Origin of the sequence: Bacteroides sp. An51A (assembly GCF_002161565.1) — a bacterium.
GTDB classification, from domain to species: Bacteria; Bacteroidota; Bacteroidia; order Bacteroidales; family Bacteroidaceae; genus Phocaeicola; species Phocaeicola intestinalis.
The window spans coordinates 83,931-105,020 of sequence record NZ_NFIC01000003.1 but is presented as its reverse complement, the minus strand read 5'-3'; the positions used below and the strand labels follow the sequence as shown (position 1 = coordinate 105,020).

Genomic DNA, 21,090 nt, shown 5'->3' with positions numbered 1-21,090 from the left:
AGCTTCTAAGAAACTGCTTCTTAATCCCTATTTGTATAAATCAGATCTTGTATCCCCATTCATCAAGAGCAAATCCCCAGTGCTTTTCCACCAGCTCTACTGTTTCCGGCTTATACTGGTATTTGTTCTTCTTATAGCCTTTCTTCTTGTTGACGTATGCCTCAATGGCAGGACGTGCTTCTTCGAATCCAGGAAGAGAAAGTTTCTGATAGATTTCCTGCGTCAGGTCGAACGCGTTCTTTTCATAATCCTCGAAACGCACCTCTACCAGGTTGCCCTCAGGAATGAAATGCTTGTCAGCCTCATATTTGTGATAGAGCTTGTCGTACACCGTGAGGATGTTCTGCTGCAACTCTTCAGGACTGATGTCTTGAAGTTGGAGAGGTTTGATGGTATTGGTGAAGAAACTCCGGGTAGACTCGAATACCGTATACGGATTACGCATTAAATAGATAAACTTGGCATTGGGAAACATCTTCACCAATTCCTTCACGCGGCCTGTGTGAGGGGGATTCTTACTGAGAAACTGGGTGCCTCCAGTGTTCCAGAGCGAAATCTTGATAAGCTTGGTAAAAGTTTCCTCAAACACTTTCAACTCAGCATCCGTGACATCTTCGAAAAGCAAATACTTATCGGCATACTCTTGCATGTGCTTGGGCAGGAACCAAAAGTTATAATACGTATAAGGCATCATATTGGTAAGGGCGAACTCTTCCTCCTGAGGCAGGTCAACGGCAAGCTCCATGTTATCGGTAGGACGCTTGTCAGGCATTAGCCAGCTCATGTTTTTCTTAAAGAAAGGTTGCCCCCACATCATCAGATGCGGGAATACGGTTTGGTAGGTAGTGTTATAACCAAAATGTTTGTCACATGAAAAAACATTGTGCATAAAGGTGGTTCCGCTGCGCCAGTGCCCTAAAATGAATACCGGATCATGTTCGAGCGGCTTCTGTGCCAGGAGGCTTGCATACTTCTTATCCTGCAAGGGTTTCAATACAGAAAGCAGACGGCACACTGCTTTTGTCAGACGGAACTTTCCCCGATAAGCAGAACCGATGGCACGCCCTTTGGTTATTTCGTTGAATGTCTTCCAGTCGGCACCTACCAAGGTGTTAACCGGCAATTTGCTAAATTCTAATAAGCCCATATTGTAAATGAAGAATTAAGAATGAAGAACTAAGAATGATGTGAACCAGTCAAAATTCTTCATTCTTAATTCTTCATTCTTCATTAAAAACTTATTTCTTTATCTCTATTGCGTATCCACGGCGTTCCAATTCTTTTGCAATGGTTTCGATGGCATCATAGTGTTCGGGAGCAATCCCTAACTTAGGCAGGTCTAGTACCGGGATTTCCATCGTAGTATGCATGTCCTTGTCGTCTACCTTGCCGATAATCATGCCAGCTGCACTGGTATTGTTGGTTATCGGATCGATAAGGATGAACGCCCCCGTCGCCTTATTGCAGGCATAAGGGTCGAAGAAAAGCTCTTTCGATGACGTGAACACCACGTGAGCTATCTGGTTCAGCTCCAAAGGCAGTGTTTCTTTTGTCAACTGTCCATTTTCAATTGAAAGGTGTTCCATCGTGTTGACATCCACCTTGTACTTGATACTATCGATGCGTGTGCGGCTGGTATTGGTAGTTTGTTTCAGGAAGAACGATTTTTCCATATCCATCTTTTCTTCGTCCATCCAGACAAGCATCGCCTCAAAGTTACGTCCTACCAACGGCATATTGTCAGGATGCACCAGCATTTCGCCACGTGACACATCTATTTCGTCCTCCAAGGTCAGAGTGACCGACATAGGCGGATAAGCATAATCGCATTCTCCATCAGAAGCATAGATTGCCTTTACACGGGTTTTCTTCCCCGAAGGCAATGCCATCACTTCATCTCCTTTGCGCACGATGCCCGAAGCCACTTTGGATGAAAATCCGCGGAAATCGAGATTAGGACGCAAGACGTATTGCACAGGATAACGGAAATCTTTCAAATTATGGTCGTTACCAATGTGCACGGTTTCAAGATATTCCAACAAGGAAGGACCTGCGTACCACGGAGTACGTGCCGATTTTTCGACCACATTATCTCCATCAAGTGCCGAAAGTGGAATACAAGTCACATCAGGCACACCCAATGGAGCGATGAATGCTTTATAATCCGCTACTATTCTATCAAATATTTCTTCCGAAAAATCTACAAGATCCATCTTGTTCACCGCCAATACCACGTGTTTGATGCCTAATAAGGAAACAAGATAAGAGTGGCGGCGGGTTTGGGTAATGACTCCGGCACGTGCATCAACAAGAATTACCGCCAGATTAGCGGTAGAGCCTCCGGTAATCATATTGCGCGTATATTGTTCGTGCCCCGGAGTGTCGGCTATGATGAACTTACGGTTGTTGGTAGAGAAATAGCGGTAAGCAACATCAATGGTAATCCCCTGCTCGCGTTCTGCTTTCAACCCGTCGAGCAACAAAGCATAATCAATGTGCTCACCGGCATTCCCCACACGTTTGCTGTCGCGTTCCAATGCCACAAGCTGGTCTTCGTAAATCTTCTTGCTATCGAAAAGCAAGCGTCCGATAAGAGTAGACTTTCCATCGTCTACCGAACCGGCAGTAAGGAACCTTAACAGGTCTTTCTCCTCATCTTTTTTCAGAAACTCTTCAATTGACATACGGCCTCTGGCTTCGCCTTCCATCGGGTTTCCTGATTTGGTTTTATCTATTTCTTCCATTTTTCTTCAATTAATAATTAACAATTAATAGTTAATAACGGTACATGAATAGGTAATGAACAACAAACGAATGTAGGAATCGTTATTAATTATTCATTATTAATTATTCATTTAAAAGTATCCTTCCCGTTTCTTCTCTTCCATACTTGCGTCCTGGTCGAAGTCTATAACACGGGTTGTGCGTTCGCTCTTGGTGGTGGTCATCATTTCCTCCACAATCTTCTCTATGGTATCGGCATCGCTTTCAATAGCCCCTGTAAGCGGCCAGCACCCCAAAGTACGGAAACGGATTTTCCGCATTTCAATCTTATCGCGGTATTTCTCGGGCAGACGGTCATCATCAGGCATGATAAGCTGCCCGTCAATATTTACTACCGGACGTTCCTTGGCGAAATACAAAGGCACAATAGGTATCTTTTCCAAACGGATATATTGCCAGATATCCAGTTCTGTCCAGTTGCTCAAAGGAAAGACCCGGATGCTTTCCCCTTTACGGATACGAGTATTGTAGATGTCCCACAGTTCGGGACGCTGGTTCTTGGGATCCCACTGATGGAATTCGTTACGGAAAGAGAAGATGCGTTCCTTGGCACGTGATTTTTCCTCATCACGGCGTGCTCCTCCAAAAGCAGCATCAAACTTATATTTATCAAGAGCGTGAAGCAACGCTTGCGTCTTCATCAAGTCTGTATGTACCTTACTTCCGTGAGTAAAGGGGCCTACTCCGGCACGGAATGCTTCCATATTACTTTCCACAATAAGTTTCCAGCCGTGTTCTTTGGCATATGTATCACGAAACTGAAGCATTTCCTTAAATTTCCATTTCGAATCAATGTGCATCAATGGAAAGGGCGCTTTGCCCGGAGCAAAGGCTTTTTCGGCAAGGCGCACCATTACCGATGAATCTTTTCCGATACTGTACAGCATCACCGGGTTTTCAAATTCGGAAGCCACCTCACGAATGATATGAATAGACTCGGCTTCGAGTTCTTTCAAGTGGCTCAAGTTGTATTCTTCTTGCATAATTTATAATGTTTGCTTTTTCTTTTTTTCATTCCTTACTCAGAGGGGCGGACACTTTGGGCAAAATCAAGTGCAGGAGCTGGTCCACTGATTCTTCGAGCGAAAACTTCGAAGTATCGAGCGAAAGTGCCGGATGTTGAGGTGCTTCAAACGGAGCCGAAACCCCTGTAAACTCCTTGATTTCCCCACGACGTGCCTTGGCATACAAGCCTTTCACATCACGCCGCTCGCATTCTTCTATCGGCGTACTGACATAAACTTCCACAAAATCATCCGCACCAATGATATGTGCTGCCATTTCACGAAGTTCATTGTTCGGACTGATAAATGCGGCAATGGTAATAATACCTGTATCAACAAACAACTTGCCAACTTCGGCTATGCGACGGATATTCTCTACCCTGTCTTCTGGCGAAAAGCCCAAATTATTGTTGATTCCACTCCGGATATTGTCTCCATCAAGGATGCGGCAAAGCAATCCCCGTTGTTGCAGTTCACGTTCAAGCGCAATGGCAAGAGTACTCTTACCCGACCCACTCAGTCCGGTAAACCAAATCATCAATCCACGTTGCCCCAACAGTTTCTCCTTGTCAGCACGGGACAGCATCTTGTCGAATATAGGATAAATGTTGTTCATTTATTATCTTTCTGTTTACTATCTATATAGCCGGACATTAAAGATATGCAGATTTATCTGAAAGACAAGCCCTTCGGATATAACGTTTCCGCATCTCTTTCGTCCGCATTGAAAATCACACTTGTACAAAAGGCCATATCAGCGGGATAAGACCTACCGATAAAATCATCACAATCAAATCCATCGGAAGACCAATCTTCAAGAAATCGGTAAACCGATAATTACCGGCTCCCTGCACAATCAAGTTAGTCTGATAACCGATGGGGGTAGCAAAACCTGCCGATGCAGCAATGCAGATAGCGATGAAGAAAGGCATCGGATCTACGTTGAATTCTGCAGCCGTTTCCAGCGCAAGCGGAAAGGCAAGTGCTGCTGCAGCATTGTTCGTTACCAGTTCGGTAATAACCAGTGTGACAAAATAAAGCAACGCCAAAGCTCCCCAAGCTCCCAACGAACCAGACACATCTTTAATAAAATTGGCTATCAACGCCGCCAGTCCGGATTCTTCCATCGCCGCACTGATAGCAAAGGCACAAGCTATGGTGATAAGTATGTCCCAACTGATATATTTAGTATATTTTTTCGGAGGAAATATCTTAAGCCAAGCCATCACCACAGCCGTAACCGATGCAAAGAAAAACATGTCCATCTTCACACCGGGAAAACGTTCCTGAAAATAAGGAAGCTCACCGATAGTAGCACCGATAATCATAATCAGCAAAAGCGCCAATGCTGTCCATTTCTTCCACCCAGGCATCGGACGCGAAGGTATCTCCTGCCCATTAGTCATCATCAGGAAAACGGAAGAATCTCCCCACGCCTTGGTAAACTCATCATCAGCAAGCAATACCAGTGTGTCACCTTCCTGCAACCTCACTTCACCCAAGTTCTTGGTGATAACCTGGCCTCCCTGGCGTATTTCCTTGATATCAGCCCCATAACGACGTTTAAAATCAAAATTCTTCAACTTGCGCTTCAAACCAGGAAAACGTGATGCCAACACCACTTCTACTATATGCTGTCCTTTCACTTCCGCCGCATCTGCCTCTTCTTCCTCAAAATTATCGGGCCGTTCGGCTGGAAGCAGTTTCTTCGAAGTAAACAAAATGAAAAGAAGTCCGGCTATTGTGATGGGAATGCCAATATAGGCAAGATCGAACATCTTCAACCCCGGCAAACCACGGTCAATCATCATACCGTGAACCACCAGATTGGTAGATGTTCCGATAAGTGTACACAACCCACCCAAAATCGTAGCATACGACAAAGGAATGAGGAACTTGGTACACGAAAGCCCAACTTTTTTTGCCCAGTTTTTCACAATAGGTGCAAAGATAACCACTACTGGAGTATTGTTAAGGAAAGCCGAAAAAGCACTAACAACAGGCAACAGACGCAACTGTGCCTGCATTACCGACATTTTCCGTTCGGGCAACAATTTCTTAATGACCGTGGCTAGTGCACCACTTTGGCGCACACCTTCACTCACCAGAAACAACAAAGCTACCGTTATCATGCCACGATTGCTAAATCCGGCAACCATCTGTTTGGGAGTGATAATACCTGCCGCCATAAACACCACGACCAATGACAACAGTACAATGCCCGGACGCATTTTATCCAAGATAAGCGCAACGAGCATCCCTATCAGCCCCAGCAACACAAAAAGTATTTCAAAATTCATAGTCTTGAAAAGTTTATTTTTAATTCAGAAGTCATGTCTCGCCGGAATCAGAAGCAACAAAAGACCAATACTTCAGAGTGACTGATATCCGACTCCCCTTTAATTTTCCACATAGCTCCCTTTAACTTCCAATATAATTCCGTTCGGCTTCCAAATATAACTCCGTTTAACGACCAATACAGGGATAAGCGATAAACCACGGATTCAACAAATCTTCTTTATTATACCGAAGGGGAAGATTTGTCTCAGCCTGATACACTTCACCTCCTGCTGCACGTACAATAGCGTGTCCGGCTGCTGTATCCCATTCCATTGTAGGTGCAAATCGGGGATAGACATCTGCTTTACCTTCGGCTATGAGGCAAAGTTTCAACGAGCTTCCTTTCGACACGGTTTGTACTTCGGTATATTTCTTTTTCATTTCATCGATAAAATGCTCGGTTTCAGCATTGAGATGCGAACGCGAAGCCACGACAACAAATGTACCGTATGTCCGCCCATCCGGGTAAGGCAAACGTTGTGCACGTCCTATCAGGCTCTCTAGTGTATCCTCTGGATTCAAACGGGCAACGTGTTCCAGTTTATAAGCCCCCAAAACCTCATCAGCAAAATACAGCTCTTCCCTGACCGGTATATATATCACTCCAGCCTCAGGACGTCCGTCTTTCACAAAAGCAATATTTACCGTAAATTCTCCATTACGCTTGATAAACTCTTTGGTACCGTCCAAAGGATCTACCACCCACAATTCATTCCAGCCTCTTCGCTCGGCAACAGGTATTTCTTTACCTTCCTCGCTCAACACAGGATAAGGCAATGCCGACAATTCCTGCACAATAATCTGATGCGACTTGCGGTCGGCTATCGTCAAAGGCGAATTGTCAGCTTTCCGTTCCACCTCGAAATCTGCGTTCGGGTCGGTATATACTTCCATAATAGCAGCCCCGGCTTTCAAAGATGCCTGTATGGCTACAAATAGTCTGTTTTTATCCATATTGTCTTAAATTGCCGTAAAATAACGGCTTTTTATCCATATTATATTGGTTGATATTTCATTTTTTCTGTCCGCGTACTTACATTATAACTTCTTTTATGACTTCGGAGCCCGCTTCAAGTCGCTTGCCTGATGCCAAAGCCGCCACATATAATAAGCACAATGGGTAAAAGCAAAGACAAAAGAAATGACCAGCAAAGTCTTGTCGGCTTCCCAACCTACAGTCTGCTGGTGCCATAAACCAGTAATTACACTCAGCACAGCCAGCACCAGTCCTAAGATATTCAATACCGTATCGCCTTTACGATAAACCCTTCCTGGTTCCAGTTTACTGTGTTTTCTTCCATAACTGACATAGATATCCAAGCCTATCAACATCCAAAGAACCAACCGAATCCACGTGTCGGCCGGCAGAAAACACATCATACACAAACAGGTAAGGATACCCATAATGGGCACAAAAGGGACCCACGGAGTCTTGAATGCACGATGCACATCAGGCATCGTCTTACGCACAATCAGCACAGCAGCACAAACCAATGTAAAAGCAAGCAAGGTACCGATACTGGTCATTTCGCCTGCCACTTGGGCAGGAACAAAACCGGCAAGCAAGCTTACCACTACCATAAACAGGAAATTACTATGTACCGGTGTACGGAAACGTGTATTGATACGAGAAAAAAAAGGAGGCAACAAACCATCGCGGCTCATACTGAGAAACACACGGCTCTGACCAAGTAAAGTAACCATAATCACCGAACAATAACCAAAAAGAATGGCAAGTACAATTGCCTTATTCAGCCACGGGTAAGCAGGCATTATCACCCCCTGCGCATTGGCATATCCCATCTGCTCGATAGCCACAGCTACCGGAGCGATGCCTTCCTGACCTTTGAAATCTGTATAATGAGCTACCCCCGTCATCACATGGGCAAAAAGAATGTACAATATCGTACAGACGAGCAAAGATACCAGAATACCAATAGGCATATCGCGCTTGGGATTCTTCGTTTCTTGTGCCGCAGTACTTACCGCGTCGAATCCCAGGAAAGCAAAGAACACAATGGCTGCCCCCCGCAAAATACCCGACCATCCGAACTCACCCAGTTTTCCGGTATTTTCAGGTATGTATGGCACATAATTATCTGCCTGAATGAACTTCCAACCCAAAATGACAAAAACCAGAATCACACTGATTTTCAAAAATACAATCAGTCCGTTGAAAAACGAACTGCCCGCCGTCCCTCGCATCAGAATAAGGCTCATCAATACCACAATCACCATGGCAGGTATATTGACTATGCCCCCATCCCACGGACAAGCAGTCAATGTATGGGGCAAATCAATGCCTGCTCCTTGCAGAAAGACCACCAGATAACGGCTCCAACTGATACTGACCGTAGTAGCAGCCACGGTATATTCCAACACCAGGTCCCATCCGATAATCCAAGCTATCAGTTCTCCCATAGTGGCATACGAATAAGTATAAGCACTACCTGCCACCGGAATCATCGAGGCAAATTCGGCATAACAAAGCCCGGCAAAACAGCATCCTATCGCAGCTATGATAAACGAAAGCGTAATAGCAGGTCCCGTATATTCCGAAGCCACTGTCCCTGTAATAGAAAACAGCCCGGCTCCGATAATCACGCCTACCCCCAAAGCCACCAGACTGACAGGTCCCAATACCCGTTTCAGGGTCTTATTTCCTGTCTGCCCGGCTTCTTCCTGCAAGGCATCTATGCTTTTTCTGACGAATAATCCTTCCATTTCTTGCAAGTTGCATATTGATTTTAGGATGCAAACATACAAAAAAACCGTGAGTTGAGGAAAAAGAAGTCAAACTTTACACCACACAATAAACTTTAAGGAGTATTTTCCTCTTCTTTCCGCATGCTGAACTCGCACCCGCAATATTGCTGGTTATAGAAATCATATTCCTTGATAATCTGGATGCGGCGTTCGCTCAACCCGCCTTTCCGCCAGTTCTTGTCCCACCACGTCACGTCGGGATAAGGTTCTACGGCATAGCGTCCGGCTTCGTTAATCTGGTCCAAGCTCTTCCAACGTGAAGAAGCAAGCGTAGTAGTAATCACCGTAAAACCGTGCTCATGGGCATAACGTGCCGTATCACGCAAACGCAACCTGAAACATTGCAGGCAACGCCCTCCCCTTTCCGGCTCCCCTTCCAAGCCACGAACCGCACAACGCCACGCCTCGTGGTCGTAATCGGCATCGATGATATCCAAGCCCAACGCCTGTGCATAACGGGTACATTCCTCTTTCCGGATCCGGTATTCCTCTTCCGGATAAATGTTCGGATTGCAATAATAAATGGTAGGGCGTACCCCGTGCTGCATCAGGCATTCAATAATTGCCGATGAACAAGGCGCACAACATGTATGCAGCAATACCTGTCCGGCATTGCCCGGCACTTCCCAGTCTTCTTTTTTCTTTTTCATACTTTTCAATGAGATGACGAGGTGACAAGGTAACGAGTTGACAAGGTCTTAAATAGTTCTACCTATGTATCTAAAGCCTTGTCAACTCGTAACCTTGTTACCTAAAAAACAACGGAGCCAGCCATTCGGGCACTTCCACCCCCTGCTCCTTGATATTCTCCAGACAAGCTTTTCCTTTCCGCGTAAGCGTGAAATACATCTGGCGTTTGTCCTGCTCGCCCAGCTTGCGTGCCAGCAAGCCCTTATCCTCTACCGAACGGATAACCTTCGAAGCATGCGACGAAGTCAATCCCGTACAAGAGATAATGGTTCCTGCCGTCACGGTTTCCGCTCCCACACTACACAACACCATCGCCTCGTTGAGCGACACCCCGTAAGCTTCCTCCAGCCGGTTCTCCAGTTCGGAAAGCCCCTTCAGCAAGTCGCGCATCACACATATACATTGTATCTTTTCCATAATCAAATAAACAGATTCATATTTGCCTCACCGGCACGGTCCATATAGGTCGCCACGCCACCTATCGTCACACAGTCGAGCAGTTCCTCACGCTTTATTCCCATCACGTCCATCGACATCTGGCAAGCTATGAACTCCACCCCGTTAGCAATGGCTTGCTGGCGGAGCGATTCGAGCGAGTCCACTCCCTTTTGCTTCATGACATACCGCATCATCTTCGAACCGATTCCGCCCATATTCATTTTCGAGAGCTTCAGCTTCCGCGAATCAGAAGGCAGCATCATACCGAACATCTTGCCGAAGACATCCTTCCGTACCTTCGGTTTCTGCTCCTTCTTGATGGCATTCAGCCCCCAGAACGTAAAGAAGACGGTCACCTTCTCACCCGTAGCAGCCGCTCCGTTTGCGAGTACAAAAGTAGCTAAAGTTTTATCAAGGTCATCACTGAAAAGAATAAAAGTTTTGCCTTTCCCGCCAACTGCTGTTTTCTGTCCTACGGCAGAAACCGCCTGGGCTTTCTCTATCCGCACCCGATACACTCCGTTTTCTTCCGTTTTCGAAAGGAAACGATTACCTGTCGTACGGCACCACGCTTCTGCATCACGTGGAAATCCGGCATCGGTAGCACTTACCTCCAGACATTGTCCGGGCTGCAACGCTTCCATTCCTTGCTTCAGCTTCAGTATCGGTCCGGGGCACTGCACGCCGCATGCATTGACCTTTATCACCTTGTCTGGCTGCATATCCATTCCGGAAGCTTTTTCCCCACCAGCCGAAATACAAGGGGTGCCTTCCGAAGGCAAATCTACCGGTGTCACGGCAGCCTTATACGTCTTAATGCCTCCGGCCAGATTGCGCACCTCTTTAAATCCATGGCCTTTCAGGATATTGCTTGCCAGATAGCCACGCAACCCTACACCGCAATACATCCATACCGGCTTGTCCTGCGGAATCTCATCCAGATGCTCCCGCAATTCATCCAACGGCATATTAACAGCCCCCGGAATGGCTCCTAACTCAAATTCATCTTGGGTACGCACATCCACCAAAGTCACCCGACTCAGGTCGGCATCCCTCAATTCGCGCCAATACAGCGGTGTCATCTTTCCGCTCAGGATATTTCCGGCTACGTAACCGGCTATTGCCACCGGGTCTTTTGCCGAAGAAAAAGGAGGTGCATACGCATGTTCCAGCCGGGTCAGGTCGTACACCGTTCCGCCTTGCTTGATAACCAGGGCAAACTCGTCAATCCGTTTGTCTACCCCGTCATATCCTACTATCTGTGCCCCGTACAGCTTTCCGTCTTGGGGCGAAAAGACTACTTTAACCGCCATTTGCAACGCACCCGGATAATAACCGGCATGAGAAGCCGAATGCGTCGTAGAAGAAAGGTAAGCAATTCCCATTTGCTTCAAACGCTTGGCAGGCAAGCCGGCAGATGCCACGGTCATATCGAACACCTTGGCTATGGACGTACCTATGGAACCTTCATACACTGCTTTGTTCCCGAATACGATATTGTCTGCCACGATGCGTGCCTGACGGTTTGCCGGACCGGCAAGAAAATTCAGCCACGGCTTTCCCGTAACGGGATGCGGAAACTCTATCGCATCCCCCACGGCATAAACAGCCTCATCCGAAGTCTGCAGATATTCATTCACATAAATGCCTTTCATCTCGCCCAGCTTCAATCCTGCTTCCGAGGCAAGGCGCGTTTCGGCACGCACTCCGATAGACAATATCACCATATCCACCTGCAAGCGGATACCCGACTTGAAGGTCACTCCCAAGCCCGCATCCGTCCGTTCGAACGCCTCTACCGCCTGCCCTAAATACAGCTTCACCCCTTTTTGCATCAAATGTTCGTGCACCAGCGAAGCCATCGAATAGTCGATAGGTCCCATCACCTGGTCTGCCATCTCTACCACCGAAACCTCTACTCCGGCATGCACCAGGTTTTCCGCCATCTCCAACCCGATAAAGCCTCCGCCTACAATCGCCGCGCGTTTCACCTGCTTTTCGTCCAAGTATCGCTTGATACGGTCGGTATCGGTTACATTCCGCAAGGTAAAGATGCCTTCCGAATCGATACCTTTCAAAGGCGGACGCACAGGCGACGCCCCCGGCGAAAGCAAGAGTTTGTCATAGCTTTCCTGATACACCTTCCCCTCGGCAGTACGGACCGTCACTTCCTTCCGCTCCCGGTCGATAGCCGTCACTTCCGAAAGCGTGCGCACATCGATGTTAAACCGCTTCCCGAACGCTTCGGGCGTCTGTACAAAAAGCCGTTCGCGTTCCTCGATAACCCCACCTATATAATAAGGTAATCCACAATTGGCATACGAAATATAAGCTCCCTTCTCGAACAGGATAATTTCGGCTTCTTCGGTATTTCTACGGATGCGGGCAGCTGCTGTGGCTCCTCCCGCTACTCCTCCTACAATAAGAATCTTCATACGTCTTTTTATTTTTCGTTTTATATTATTTCCATTGGAAACTTTTGCAAATAAACAATAAACTTTCATTAATACAAAATTTCCAATGGAAAATATTTACTTCATTAACATAATTACAAAGAAACGCCCATTTTTTAGGAAGTACAGGCAGGTAAGACACACAAGGAAAGCCTTCGAACCTCCATACATTCATCCGATGAAACAAATGATTTCCTTTGTTCCATTGAATTGCTTTTATATTCCACAGCGTGGAATGTACGTTCCAGCCCATGGAATATACGTTCCACGCCGCGGAATGTACGTTTCAGCCCGTGGAATATAAAACTAAGTCTGTTTCTTGCCCATTGCCATCCGGCTGAAAACAGATATGCAACCAGCCGGAAACACGAATCCGACAACGTGTGTTAATCCGGTCAAACAGGCACAGAATGCATTCAAACGGCATTTTGAAAGATTTGTGCATGTGATTTGCACGATTAAAGATTTGTTTTAATTTATGATTTCTCTATATTTGCAAACGTAATTAACTTTAAAATAAATCGCATGAAGAAACATTTCTTAAATCTGGCACTATGGGCACTCTTACCAATGAGCCTATGTGTGACGGGATGTAGTGACGATGACACTTATCCCGATGTAGACGGGCAAAGTCCTGTTGCGGAAATGACGACTCTGCACATACAGACTGCTGCAGGACGTACATTTACGATTGAAGGCACACTGACCGATGCGGACGGCATTTCAACCATCCAATTGCAATGTGAAGCCTTGTATCTGAACAAAACCATTGATTTAATTGAAATCTATGGAGAACCTCAAACCGAGTATGAGTTGAGTTACAACTTTGACATGCCTGCAAATGAAATAGCCGACAGCTATACAGTAACGGTAACAATTACCGATATAGGCGGACGGTCGGTAACACAAGATGTCAAAGTCACACTTGACGGAGACTTCGAAGATCCTGTATTCGTATCTGGAGCACCTGATGAAGGAAGTATCGTTCCGGTTATCTTACGTGAAGGAGAAACACCGACTTTGGATCTTAACTTCTCATTGAGCGATGATCGTGGACTAGACTATCTGAACATCGATATCGAAGGTCTGGAAGGATTTCCCAAACGCATTGACTTAGGAATGCAGACAACCGGTGAATACACAGAAAGTGTATCTTTCCCTGCAGAAATCCAGGATTACGCATACACGGTAACATTGGCTGATACCATCGGTAAAATTGTAACACGCACCGCTACCATCCGTGTGACCGATGTAATGGATTATGAAAAAATGTATATAGCCGATGTAGCTACCGAAGCCGAACTGAACAGCGATGTATTCGGTGTACCGATGTGCATAGACCATACAGGCGAATACCAGTATCAGGCTATTTATTACAATGCAGAAGCAGGAACCGAAGTTTACTTCATCCCGACTCCTACCAGCTTCTCTGTTCGTTATGGTATCAACTCGGAAGACAATACCGTACTGACAAACGACCCGAACTTGGTACAACCTCTGGTATTAGACCAGGCAAATGTTTACTACATTATTAATCTCAACATTTGGGATTTGACCTACGAAATTGCAGGAACTTATTCGGTAGAAGAAGCGCAAGACCCGTGGGGTACGGATATGACGTATGGCGAAGAATGCTTCGACTTGTGGGGAGATCAAAGCGAATACATTGCCTTTACTTTCGGTCTGACTTCAAGCGACCCGACCGGAGTGGTATCATTCACACAAGACACTACTAATCCGCACATTTTCTATAGTGAACCGATGGAACTGGCTACAGGAGAAGAAATGAACTTCATTATCCACAACTACCACACCAGTTCGTGGTGGAACGCTGTAAGATGGTGTAGCATTAGCGAAACTGACCTTGACGTGTTCAGTTATTATACGCAAAGCGCATCGAAGAATCCGGATTATACCGGTCCTACTACCGGTCAAGACGTATGGTCTAAACCAACCGTAACAACCGGCGGAACTTACCGTTTCTACTTCGATTCACATTTGGGACGAGCTAAATTAGTAAGAGAGTAATTAACCAAATAATTATCTAATATGAGAAAACAGATATTGATAACCTGTCTGTTGCTGCTATCCGTATGCGGCTTTGCACAACAGATTACAGTGAAAGGTATCGTGACTTCGGATGCCGATAAGTTAGGCTTGATTGGAGCTACGGTGCAGGTGAAAGGTACCACTAATGGTACAATTACCGGACTAGACGGAGACTATACGGTACCCAACGTACCGAAAGATGCCATATTGGTATTCTCCTCTATCGGTTATGAAACACAGGAGATTGCCGTAAACGGACGCACTACCATCAACATTGTGATGAAAGAATCAAGCGAATTACTGGACGAAGTGGTGGTCATCGGTTACGGTGCCGTCAAGAAGAGTGACCTGACCAGTTCTATTGCTACTGTAAAGGCGGAAGACATTACCCAAACCGTTACGGGCAATGCCATGGATGCCTTGCAAGGCAAAGTAAACGGTGTGCAGATATCCAGTGGTGGTGGACCGGGAACTACTCCGAAAGTATTGATCCGTGGTGTTACCACTGTCAACGGTACCGACCCGCTTTACGTAGTGGACGGTATGCCGATTAGCGGAAACATCAACTTCCTGAACAGCAACGACATCGAATCAATGCAAGTATTGAAGGATGCTTCGGCAGCCGCCATTTACGGTACACGTGCATCGAACGGTGTAATCTTGATTACCACCAAGAAAGGAAAAGCCGGAAAAACCAGCATCAACTTCTCGGCTTCGGTTGGTTTCCAAACTATATCCAAGCCAAGTGTAGCAGGTCCTTCTGAATACAAAGAAGTATACAATACACGCTATACAAATGATGGATTAACTTCGAACTGGAACGATACAGGAGCTACGACTAATCCTGGCGGAACAGACTGGTGGGATACAGTAGTAAATAAGACTGCCTTGACTCAGAACTACTCGCTTAGTATCGCAGGAGGTACAGACAAGCTGGTATATAACTTGAGTTTGGGTTACTACCGCAACAACTCCCAGTTTGATGTAGGTTATTGGGACAAACTGAATGCCCGTTTGAACACCGAATACACCTTCAATAAATATGTAAAGGTAGGATTCGATATTGCTCCGCGTATGGAATCGTGGGACGATACACCGAACCAGTTCTCTTCTGCCATGTCAATGGACCCGACGACACCGGTATTCCGTCCCGAAGACCAATGGGAAGACAATGCGTACAACAACTACCAGCGTTCGTACAACAACCAGACTTGGAACCCTGCCGGTTCGATTGCACGTGCCAACGACCATTCTCGTGAAATGGGTGCCCTTTTGAACACCTATTTACAGATCAACCCCATTGAACAACTGACTTTACGCACACAATTCGGTGCTAACGCACACTACCGCCGCACCGACCACTTCGTGCCTCAGTTCTATATGGATGCCTTGGAACAACAGACATTAAGCGATGTATCTCGCCAATCGCAAGAATGGTTCGACTGGAACTGGACCAATACGATTACCTATAACGAGACCTTTGCTGAGAAACATAACCTGAATGTCATGGCAGGTTTTACGGCAGAACGCTATGCTTATTACAACACGCAGGCTACTCGCGACAATACACCCAACAATTTGGATCAAATGCAAGAAGTAAACGCCGGTGACCCAACTACTGCTGAAGCATTCGGATCAACCAGTTATAATACGTTGGTGTCTTTCTTGGGACGTATCATGTATAACTACGATAATCGTTACTACATCTCTGCTTCCCTTCGTTCCGATGGTTCTTCCCGTTTCCCATCGGGAAATAAATATGCACTCTTCCCAGCAGTATCCGCATCGTGGCGAATCACGAGCGAAGAGTTCATGCAAGACCAAGAAATCTTCAGCGATTTGAAACTCCGTGGAGGTTGGGGACGTGTAGGTAATCAGAACATTGATAACAATGCAACTTTAACTCTGCTCGACCAAACTCAATATGCTTACGGAGGTACTATCACCAATGGTTACTTCATTTCATCAGTGGGTAACAACAACTTGAAATGGGAAACCGTAGAAGATTGGAACGTAGGTATTGATATGTCATTGTTGAAATCCCGTTTAGGCGTTACGTTCGAATACTTCCAAAAGAAATCGAAAGACATGTTGTACCAGAAACAGAATGTCCTTGCCGTAGGTTACCCTAACTGGAACAGTACCGTATGGATGAACATCGGTAGTATGCAGGCTCGCGGTTGGGAATTAGGACTGAGCTGGCGCGACCAAATCGGCAAAGACTTCTCGTATGACATTGGCGTCAACCTGTCTGCCGTACGCAACAAAGCCATCCGCTTCTCGGGTGACGGTCCTGTAACTGCAGGTGGATTCAATAGTGACTCAATCATTCGCAATGAAGACGGCGGTCTGATTTCACGCTTCTACGGTTATGTAGCTGACGGCTTGTTCCAAAACTGGGAAGAAGTATATGCCCATACCGATGAACACGGAACGTTGATTCAGCCCAACGCACAACCGGGCGACATCCGTTTCAAAGACTTGGACCACAACGGGACATTGGATGCCAACGACAAAACATTTATCGGTAATCCATATCCTGATCTGATGATGGGTATCAACATTGGGCTGCGCTACAAGAACATTGACTTTGCCGCTAACTTTTACGGCACATTCGGAAATGACATTTACAATACGACAAAAGGATTATATTCTGGCTCGAACGGACAAAACGTATGGGCTGGTACCCTGAACGAAGCATGGCACGGCGAAGGAACCAGCAACGACATTCCTCGTCTGTCGTATAGCGATTTGAACTTAAACTACCAGCGTGTCTCCAGCTTCTATGTAGAAGACGGTTCGTACATGCGTTGCAAACTGCTGCAGATTGGTTATACCTTGCCTGAAAAATGGGTAGGTGGTTCTCAGTTGCGCATTTCGTTTTCGGCACAGAATCCATTCACCATTACCGGTTATTCGGGTATGGATCCCGAACGTCCGATGTTGGATGGTACAACCGACAGTTCAGGTAGTGCAATCAATACGGGTATTGACAACACCGCTTACCCGAATCCACGTACTTTCTTGTTCGGCATAGACTTTAAATTTTAATAACTGACAGACATGAAACATTTACTTAGTATATTGACATTAGGTGCCGCGCTTACCTTTACTTCGTGCGAAGACTTTCTGACCGAAGAAGTACGCGGACAACAAAACCTAGATACTTACTTCACGACAATCGATGAATGTAACGCTTATGTTACTGGGTGTTACCAAGACATCACGTGTGGTGGCTGGTGGAACATCAACACCGTATGGCTGCTCTCTGAAATGTGTAGCGATGATGCCTGGATGGGAAACACTACCCAAAGCCAAAGCGACTATATTTCATTGGCACATTATCAAGGTAATGGAGCTAGTAACGGACCTATCTCTAACTTCTGGCAATACCGTTATAAAGGTATCTTGCGTTGCAATGTAGCAATCGACCGTATCAGCCAAACTGAATTAACTGATACCGAAACACAAAATCGGTTGGTAGCAGAAGCCCGCTTCCTCCGTGCTTATTACTACTTTGAACTGGTTCGTAATTTCGGTGGCGTACCTTTAATGACCGGTTTTTTGCTGCCGGAAGAAGTGCAAGGCATCACCCGTGCTTCAGAAGAAGAAGTATATGCCTTTATTGAAGAAGACCTGCAAGCTGCAGCTGAAGTATTGCCTGAACGTAGCGAATATGCAGCGGCTGATATGGGACGCGCCACCCGTGGTGCAGCTCTTGGACTGTTAGGAAAAGTTTATTTGTATCAAGAAAAATGGCAGGAAGCACACGATGTATTACAAACAGTCATTAACAGTCGCGAATACGACTTGCTTCCGGAATTCGGTCAAGTATGGGATTTGGAATATGACAACAGTATCGAAAGCCTCTTCGAAGTACAATACGAATATCATGCGACCTTAGCATTAGGCGGTTCATTAGCAACAGTTACCGGATGCCGTAACGGACCCGGCGACGGTTGGAGCTGGTGCCAACCGACAGCCAACTTGGAACAAGCTTACATTGATGCAGGTGACACTGTCCGTTTGAAATGGACCATCATCAAGACTGGTTGTACTGAAATTGCAGGTGAAAACCAATTTGATGACTTCATTGCCAACAGCAAAGAAATGGCAAACTATGATGAATATATTGAACGTTATGGTTGGGATCCGAACTGTTACATCATCGACCCGGCGCAACATAAGTCAGCTCGCATCATCCGCAAGTACTTCCTTCCGCTGGAAGACCGTCCGGAAATATATAATACCGACAAGAGTCCGTTGAACCATCGTATTCTGCGCTTTGCCGATGTATTGCTGATGTATGCCGAAGCCTGCAACGAACTGGGACAAGATGGTGATGCACAAGAAGCATTGAACCGCGTACGTACCCGTGCCAAATTGCCGGCTGTTACAACTACAGGACATCAACTTCGCGATGCCATCCGCCAGGAACGCCGTCTGGAACTTGCTTTCGAACAAAACCGTCTGTATGACATCCGCCGTTGGAAAGACGATAGCGACCAACCGGTTATCGCCAGCATCCTCGGTCCGAACGGAAGCTTTGTACAATGGAACATGAACGAAGCCACCCGTGACAGCTACGAATGGGAAAACCAAGGTGAATCCAGTGACAAAGGTATCAGCTTCGATGTAAACCGCGACCTTGTATTCCCGATTCCATTATACGAAATCACACAGTCAAACGGTTCAATCACCCAAAATCCGGGCTGGAATTAATTACTGCCAGAAACAAGCCGGCAAACGGATAAAGTTCCATGATGTACCGATAACTTGCTTGCCGGCTTGTATTTCTGAACAAATAGGATAACATATTCAATAGGTTGATCTGATTATAAAAGCACAAAAAGGTGTGTCAACATAAAATTGAACACACCTTTTTTTATTAAAATTCCCCTTAATTCACAAACCATGAAACTGATAACATTACTTTTTGCTTCACTGGCAACAAGCCTGAGTGCCTGCAGTGACGATGCAGTCAACGAATCTCAACCAGAAACCCCTAACGATGAACCGACAGTCAGTGTAGACAAGAACGTCACCATCAATGCCGGACAGACCTTTCAGACCATAAAGGGATTTGCCGCTTCCGACTGCTGGACACCTGCTTTTGTAGGCAAATATTGGACAAATAACCGGAATGAGATAGCCGAATTGCTTTTTTCTTCGGAAATCGCCGAAGGACAGCCCAAGGGCATCGGACTCTCGATGTGGCGTGTCAACATGGGAGGCGGAAGCATGGAACAAGGAGACGAGAGCGGTATCTCGAACGTTTCACGCCGTGCCGAATCGTATCTGAACGATGACCTGACCTTAGACTGGACCCGTTGCGAAGGACAACGCTATTTTATGGAACAGGCAAAAGAATTGGGTTGTGACCAATTCGTCTTGTTCAGCAATACCCCACCCGTGCAGTATACCAAGAACGGAAAAGGATTTTCATCGGAGGGCAACCAATCGAACCTGAAAGAAGACTGTTACGATGACTTTGCCGCTTACATGGCAGACGTAGCTGCCCACTACACCAGCGAAGGATACAATATCACCCACATATCTCCCATCAATGAACCGCAATTCAGTTGGAATGACGGCGGACAGGAAGGAAGCCCATGGACCAACGACGAAGCGGCACACTTGCTCCGTGAATTGGACAACGCATTGACAGAACGTGGTCTTTCTACTGACATCTTGCCCGGAGAAGCTGCCGAATGGACCTACCTCTATACGACCAAAGACGACCCCAACCGCAGCAAAGTGATAGAAGCCTTCTTCGAGCCAAGCTCATCGGCTTACATCGGGGACCTAACCCACGTAAAAAACCTGATAGGCGGACACAGTTACTGGACAGACGGCACATGGGACGGCATGCGGAATGCCCGCGAACGCATGGCACAAACTGCCGGACAATACGGACTGGAAGTATGGCAAACCGAATGGAGTATGCTGGGAGACAACTACAGCTCTACCGAATTCGGCAGTTATGATACAGCCACAACCATGGATATTGCCCTCTATATGTCGCGCGTCATCCACAACGACCTGACCGTAGCCGGAGTGACTTCATGGAGTTATTGGACTTCGATGGATATCTCGCAATGGGGACAAAAAGACCGTTTCCTGCTTATTTCACTGATACCGAACGGATGGACCGGTGACGGAGGTGATACCGGACTGCTGCGTAACGGAGGAAGTTACCAAGCCATGCCTACCCTTTGGGTATTGGGCAACTACAGCCGCTTTATCCGTCCGGGATACCGCCGCATTGCCATGGAACTAAGCGAATCTATGAACTTCTTCGGTTCGGCATGGATATCGCCCGAAGCTGATGAGATAGTAGCCGTCTATACCAATTATTCTGACAAAGGTGTCCGGCTGAACGAAACCCGGGAAGGCTGGAACGGCGATGTAGCTTCCATTACCACTTACACTACCACACAAGACAAGAACCTGAAAGAAAAAAACTACGCAACAGATGAAAAAGTAATATTGGATGCGGAAAGTGTAACCACTGTGGTATATACATTGAAATAAAGTTTGTACCTTTAAGAAGCTGTTTTGAATTT

General features: G+C 46.3%; 14 protein-coding genes. 4 read left to right on the top strand and 10 right to left on the bottom strand.

Annotated features, from left to right (window positions below; all coding sequences use genetic code 11):
* Window positions 1-40 precede the first annotated feature (40 nt).
* The 10 genes from B5G04_RS06720 to B5G04_RS06675 all read right to left on the bottom strand — a co-directional run bounded on the left by B5G04_RS06720 (window position 41) and on the right by B5G04_RS06675 (window position 12,457).
* The gene (locus B5G04_RS06720) at window positions 41-1,147 is read right to left on the bottom strand and encodes a sulfotransferase (protein WP_087209167.1); all 1,107 of its coding nucleotides are present in this window, start codon (window positions 1,145-1,147) and stop codon (window positions 41-43) included.
* A gap of 91 nt (window positions 1,148-1,238) precedes the next feature.
* The gene (gene cysN / locus B5G04_RS06715; RefSeq protein WP_087396424.1) at window positions 1,239-2,744 is read right to left on the bottom strand and encodes a sulfate adenylyltransferase subunit CysN; all 1,506 of its coding nucleotides are present in this window, start codon (window positions 2,742-2,744) and stop codon (window positions 1,239-1,241) included.
* A gap of 111 nt (window positions 2,745-2,855) precedes the next feature.
* Window positions 2,856-3,767: a sulfate adenylyltransferase subunit CysD gene (gene cysD / locus B5G04_RS06710; RefSeq protein ID WP_022041010.1), complete on the bottom strand. Its 912-nt coding sequence runs from the start codon at window positions 3,765-3,767 to the stop codon at window positions 2,856-2,858.
* A gap of 28 nt (window positions 3,768-3,795) precedes the next feature.
* A complete protein-coding gene (cysC, locus tag B5G04_RS06705; protein ID WP_087396421.1) occupies window positions 3,796-4,404 on the bottom strand; it encodes an adenylyl-sulfate kinase in 609 nt (202 codons plus the stop codon).
* 115 nt (window positions 4,405-4,519) lie between these two features.
* Window positions 4,520-6,088, bottom strand: coding sequence for an SLC13 family permease (locus B5G04_RS06700; RefSeq protein WP_022041008.1), 1,569 nt, complete (start codon window positions 6,086-6,088; stop codon window positions 4,520-4,522).
* Window positions 6,089-6,254: 166 nt separating this feature from the next.
* On the bottom strand, window positions 6,255-7,082 hold the full coding sequence (gene cysQ, locus B5G04_RS06695) for a 3'(2'),5'-bisphosphate nucleotidase CysQ (protein ID WP_087209173.1): 828 nt from the start codon (window positions 7,080-7,082) through the stop codon (window positions 6,255-6,257).
* 96 nt (window positions 7,083-7,178) lie between these two features.
* Entirely contained in the window at window positions 7,179-8,852 is a 1,674-nt protein-coding gene (locus B5G04_RS06690) for an amino acid permease (RefSeq protein WP_087396419.1), read from the bottom strand.
* Window positions 8,853-8,947: 95 nt separating this feature from the next.
* Complete coding sequence (locus tag B5G04_RS06685; RefSeq protein ID WP_087209179.1) at window positions 8,948-9,544, bottom strand: epoxyqueuosine reductase QueH; 597 nt, start codon at window positions 9,542-9,544, stop codon at window positions 8,948-8,950.
* A gap of 97 nt (window positions 9,545-9,641) precedes the next feature.
* The gene (locus B5G04_RS06680; protein WP_087209182.1) at window positions 9,642-10,001 is read right to left on the bottom strand and encodes a winged helix DNA-binding protein; all 360 of its coding nucleotides are present in this window, start codon (window positions 9,999-10,001) and stop codon (window positions 9,642-9,644) included.
* Window positions 10,002-10,003: 2 nt separating this feature from the next.
* A complete protein-coding gene (locus B5G04_RS06675; RefSeq protein WP_087396417.1) occupies window positions 10,004-12,457 on the bottom strand; it encodes an FAD-dependent oxidoreductase in 2,454 nt (817 codons plus the stop codon).
* Window positions 12,458-13,000: 543 nt separating this feature from the next.
* On the opposite strand from B5G04_RS06675, the gene B5G04_RS06665 reads away from it, so the two are divergent.
* The 4 genes from B5G04_RS06665 (at window position 13,001) to B5G04_RS06650 (ending at window position 21,058) form a co-directional block, all read left to right on the top strand.
* Window positions 13,001-14,503, top strand: coding sequence for a hypothetical protein (locus B5G04_RS06665; protein WP_087396415.1), 1,503 nt, complete (start codon window positions 13,001-13,003; stop codon window positions 14,501-14,503).
* Window positions 14,504-14,524: 21 nt separating this feature from the next.
* Window positions 14,525-17,575, top strand: coding sequence for a TonB-dependent receptor (locus tag B5G04_RS06660; protein ID WP_087209194.1), 3,051 nt, complete (start codon window positions 14,525-14,527; stop codon window positions 17,573-17,575).
* 12 nt (window positions 17,576-17,587) lie between these two features.
* Window positions 17,588-19,246 (top strand): RagB/SusD family nutrient uptake outer membrane protein, encoded by a 1,659-nt coding sequence (locus tag B5G04_RS06655; protein ID WP_087396413.1) that lies wholly within the window; start codon window positions 17,588-17,590, stop codon window positions 19,244-19,246.
* A gap of 192 nt (window positions 19,247-19,438) precedes the next feature.
* Window positions 19,439-21,058: a glycoside hydrolase gene (locus B5G04_RS06650; protein WP_087396411.1), complete on the top strand. Its 1,620-nt coding sequence runs from the start codon at window positions 19,439-19,441 to the stop codon at window positions 21,056-21,058.
* The last annotated feature ends 32 nt before the right edge of the window (window positions 21,059-21,090 follow it).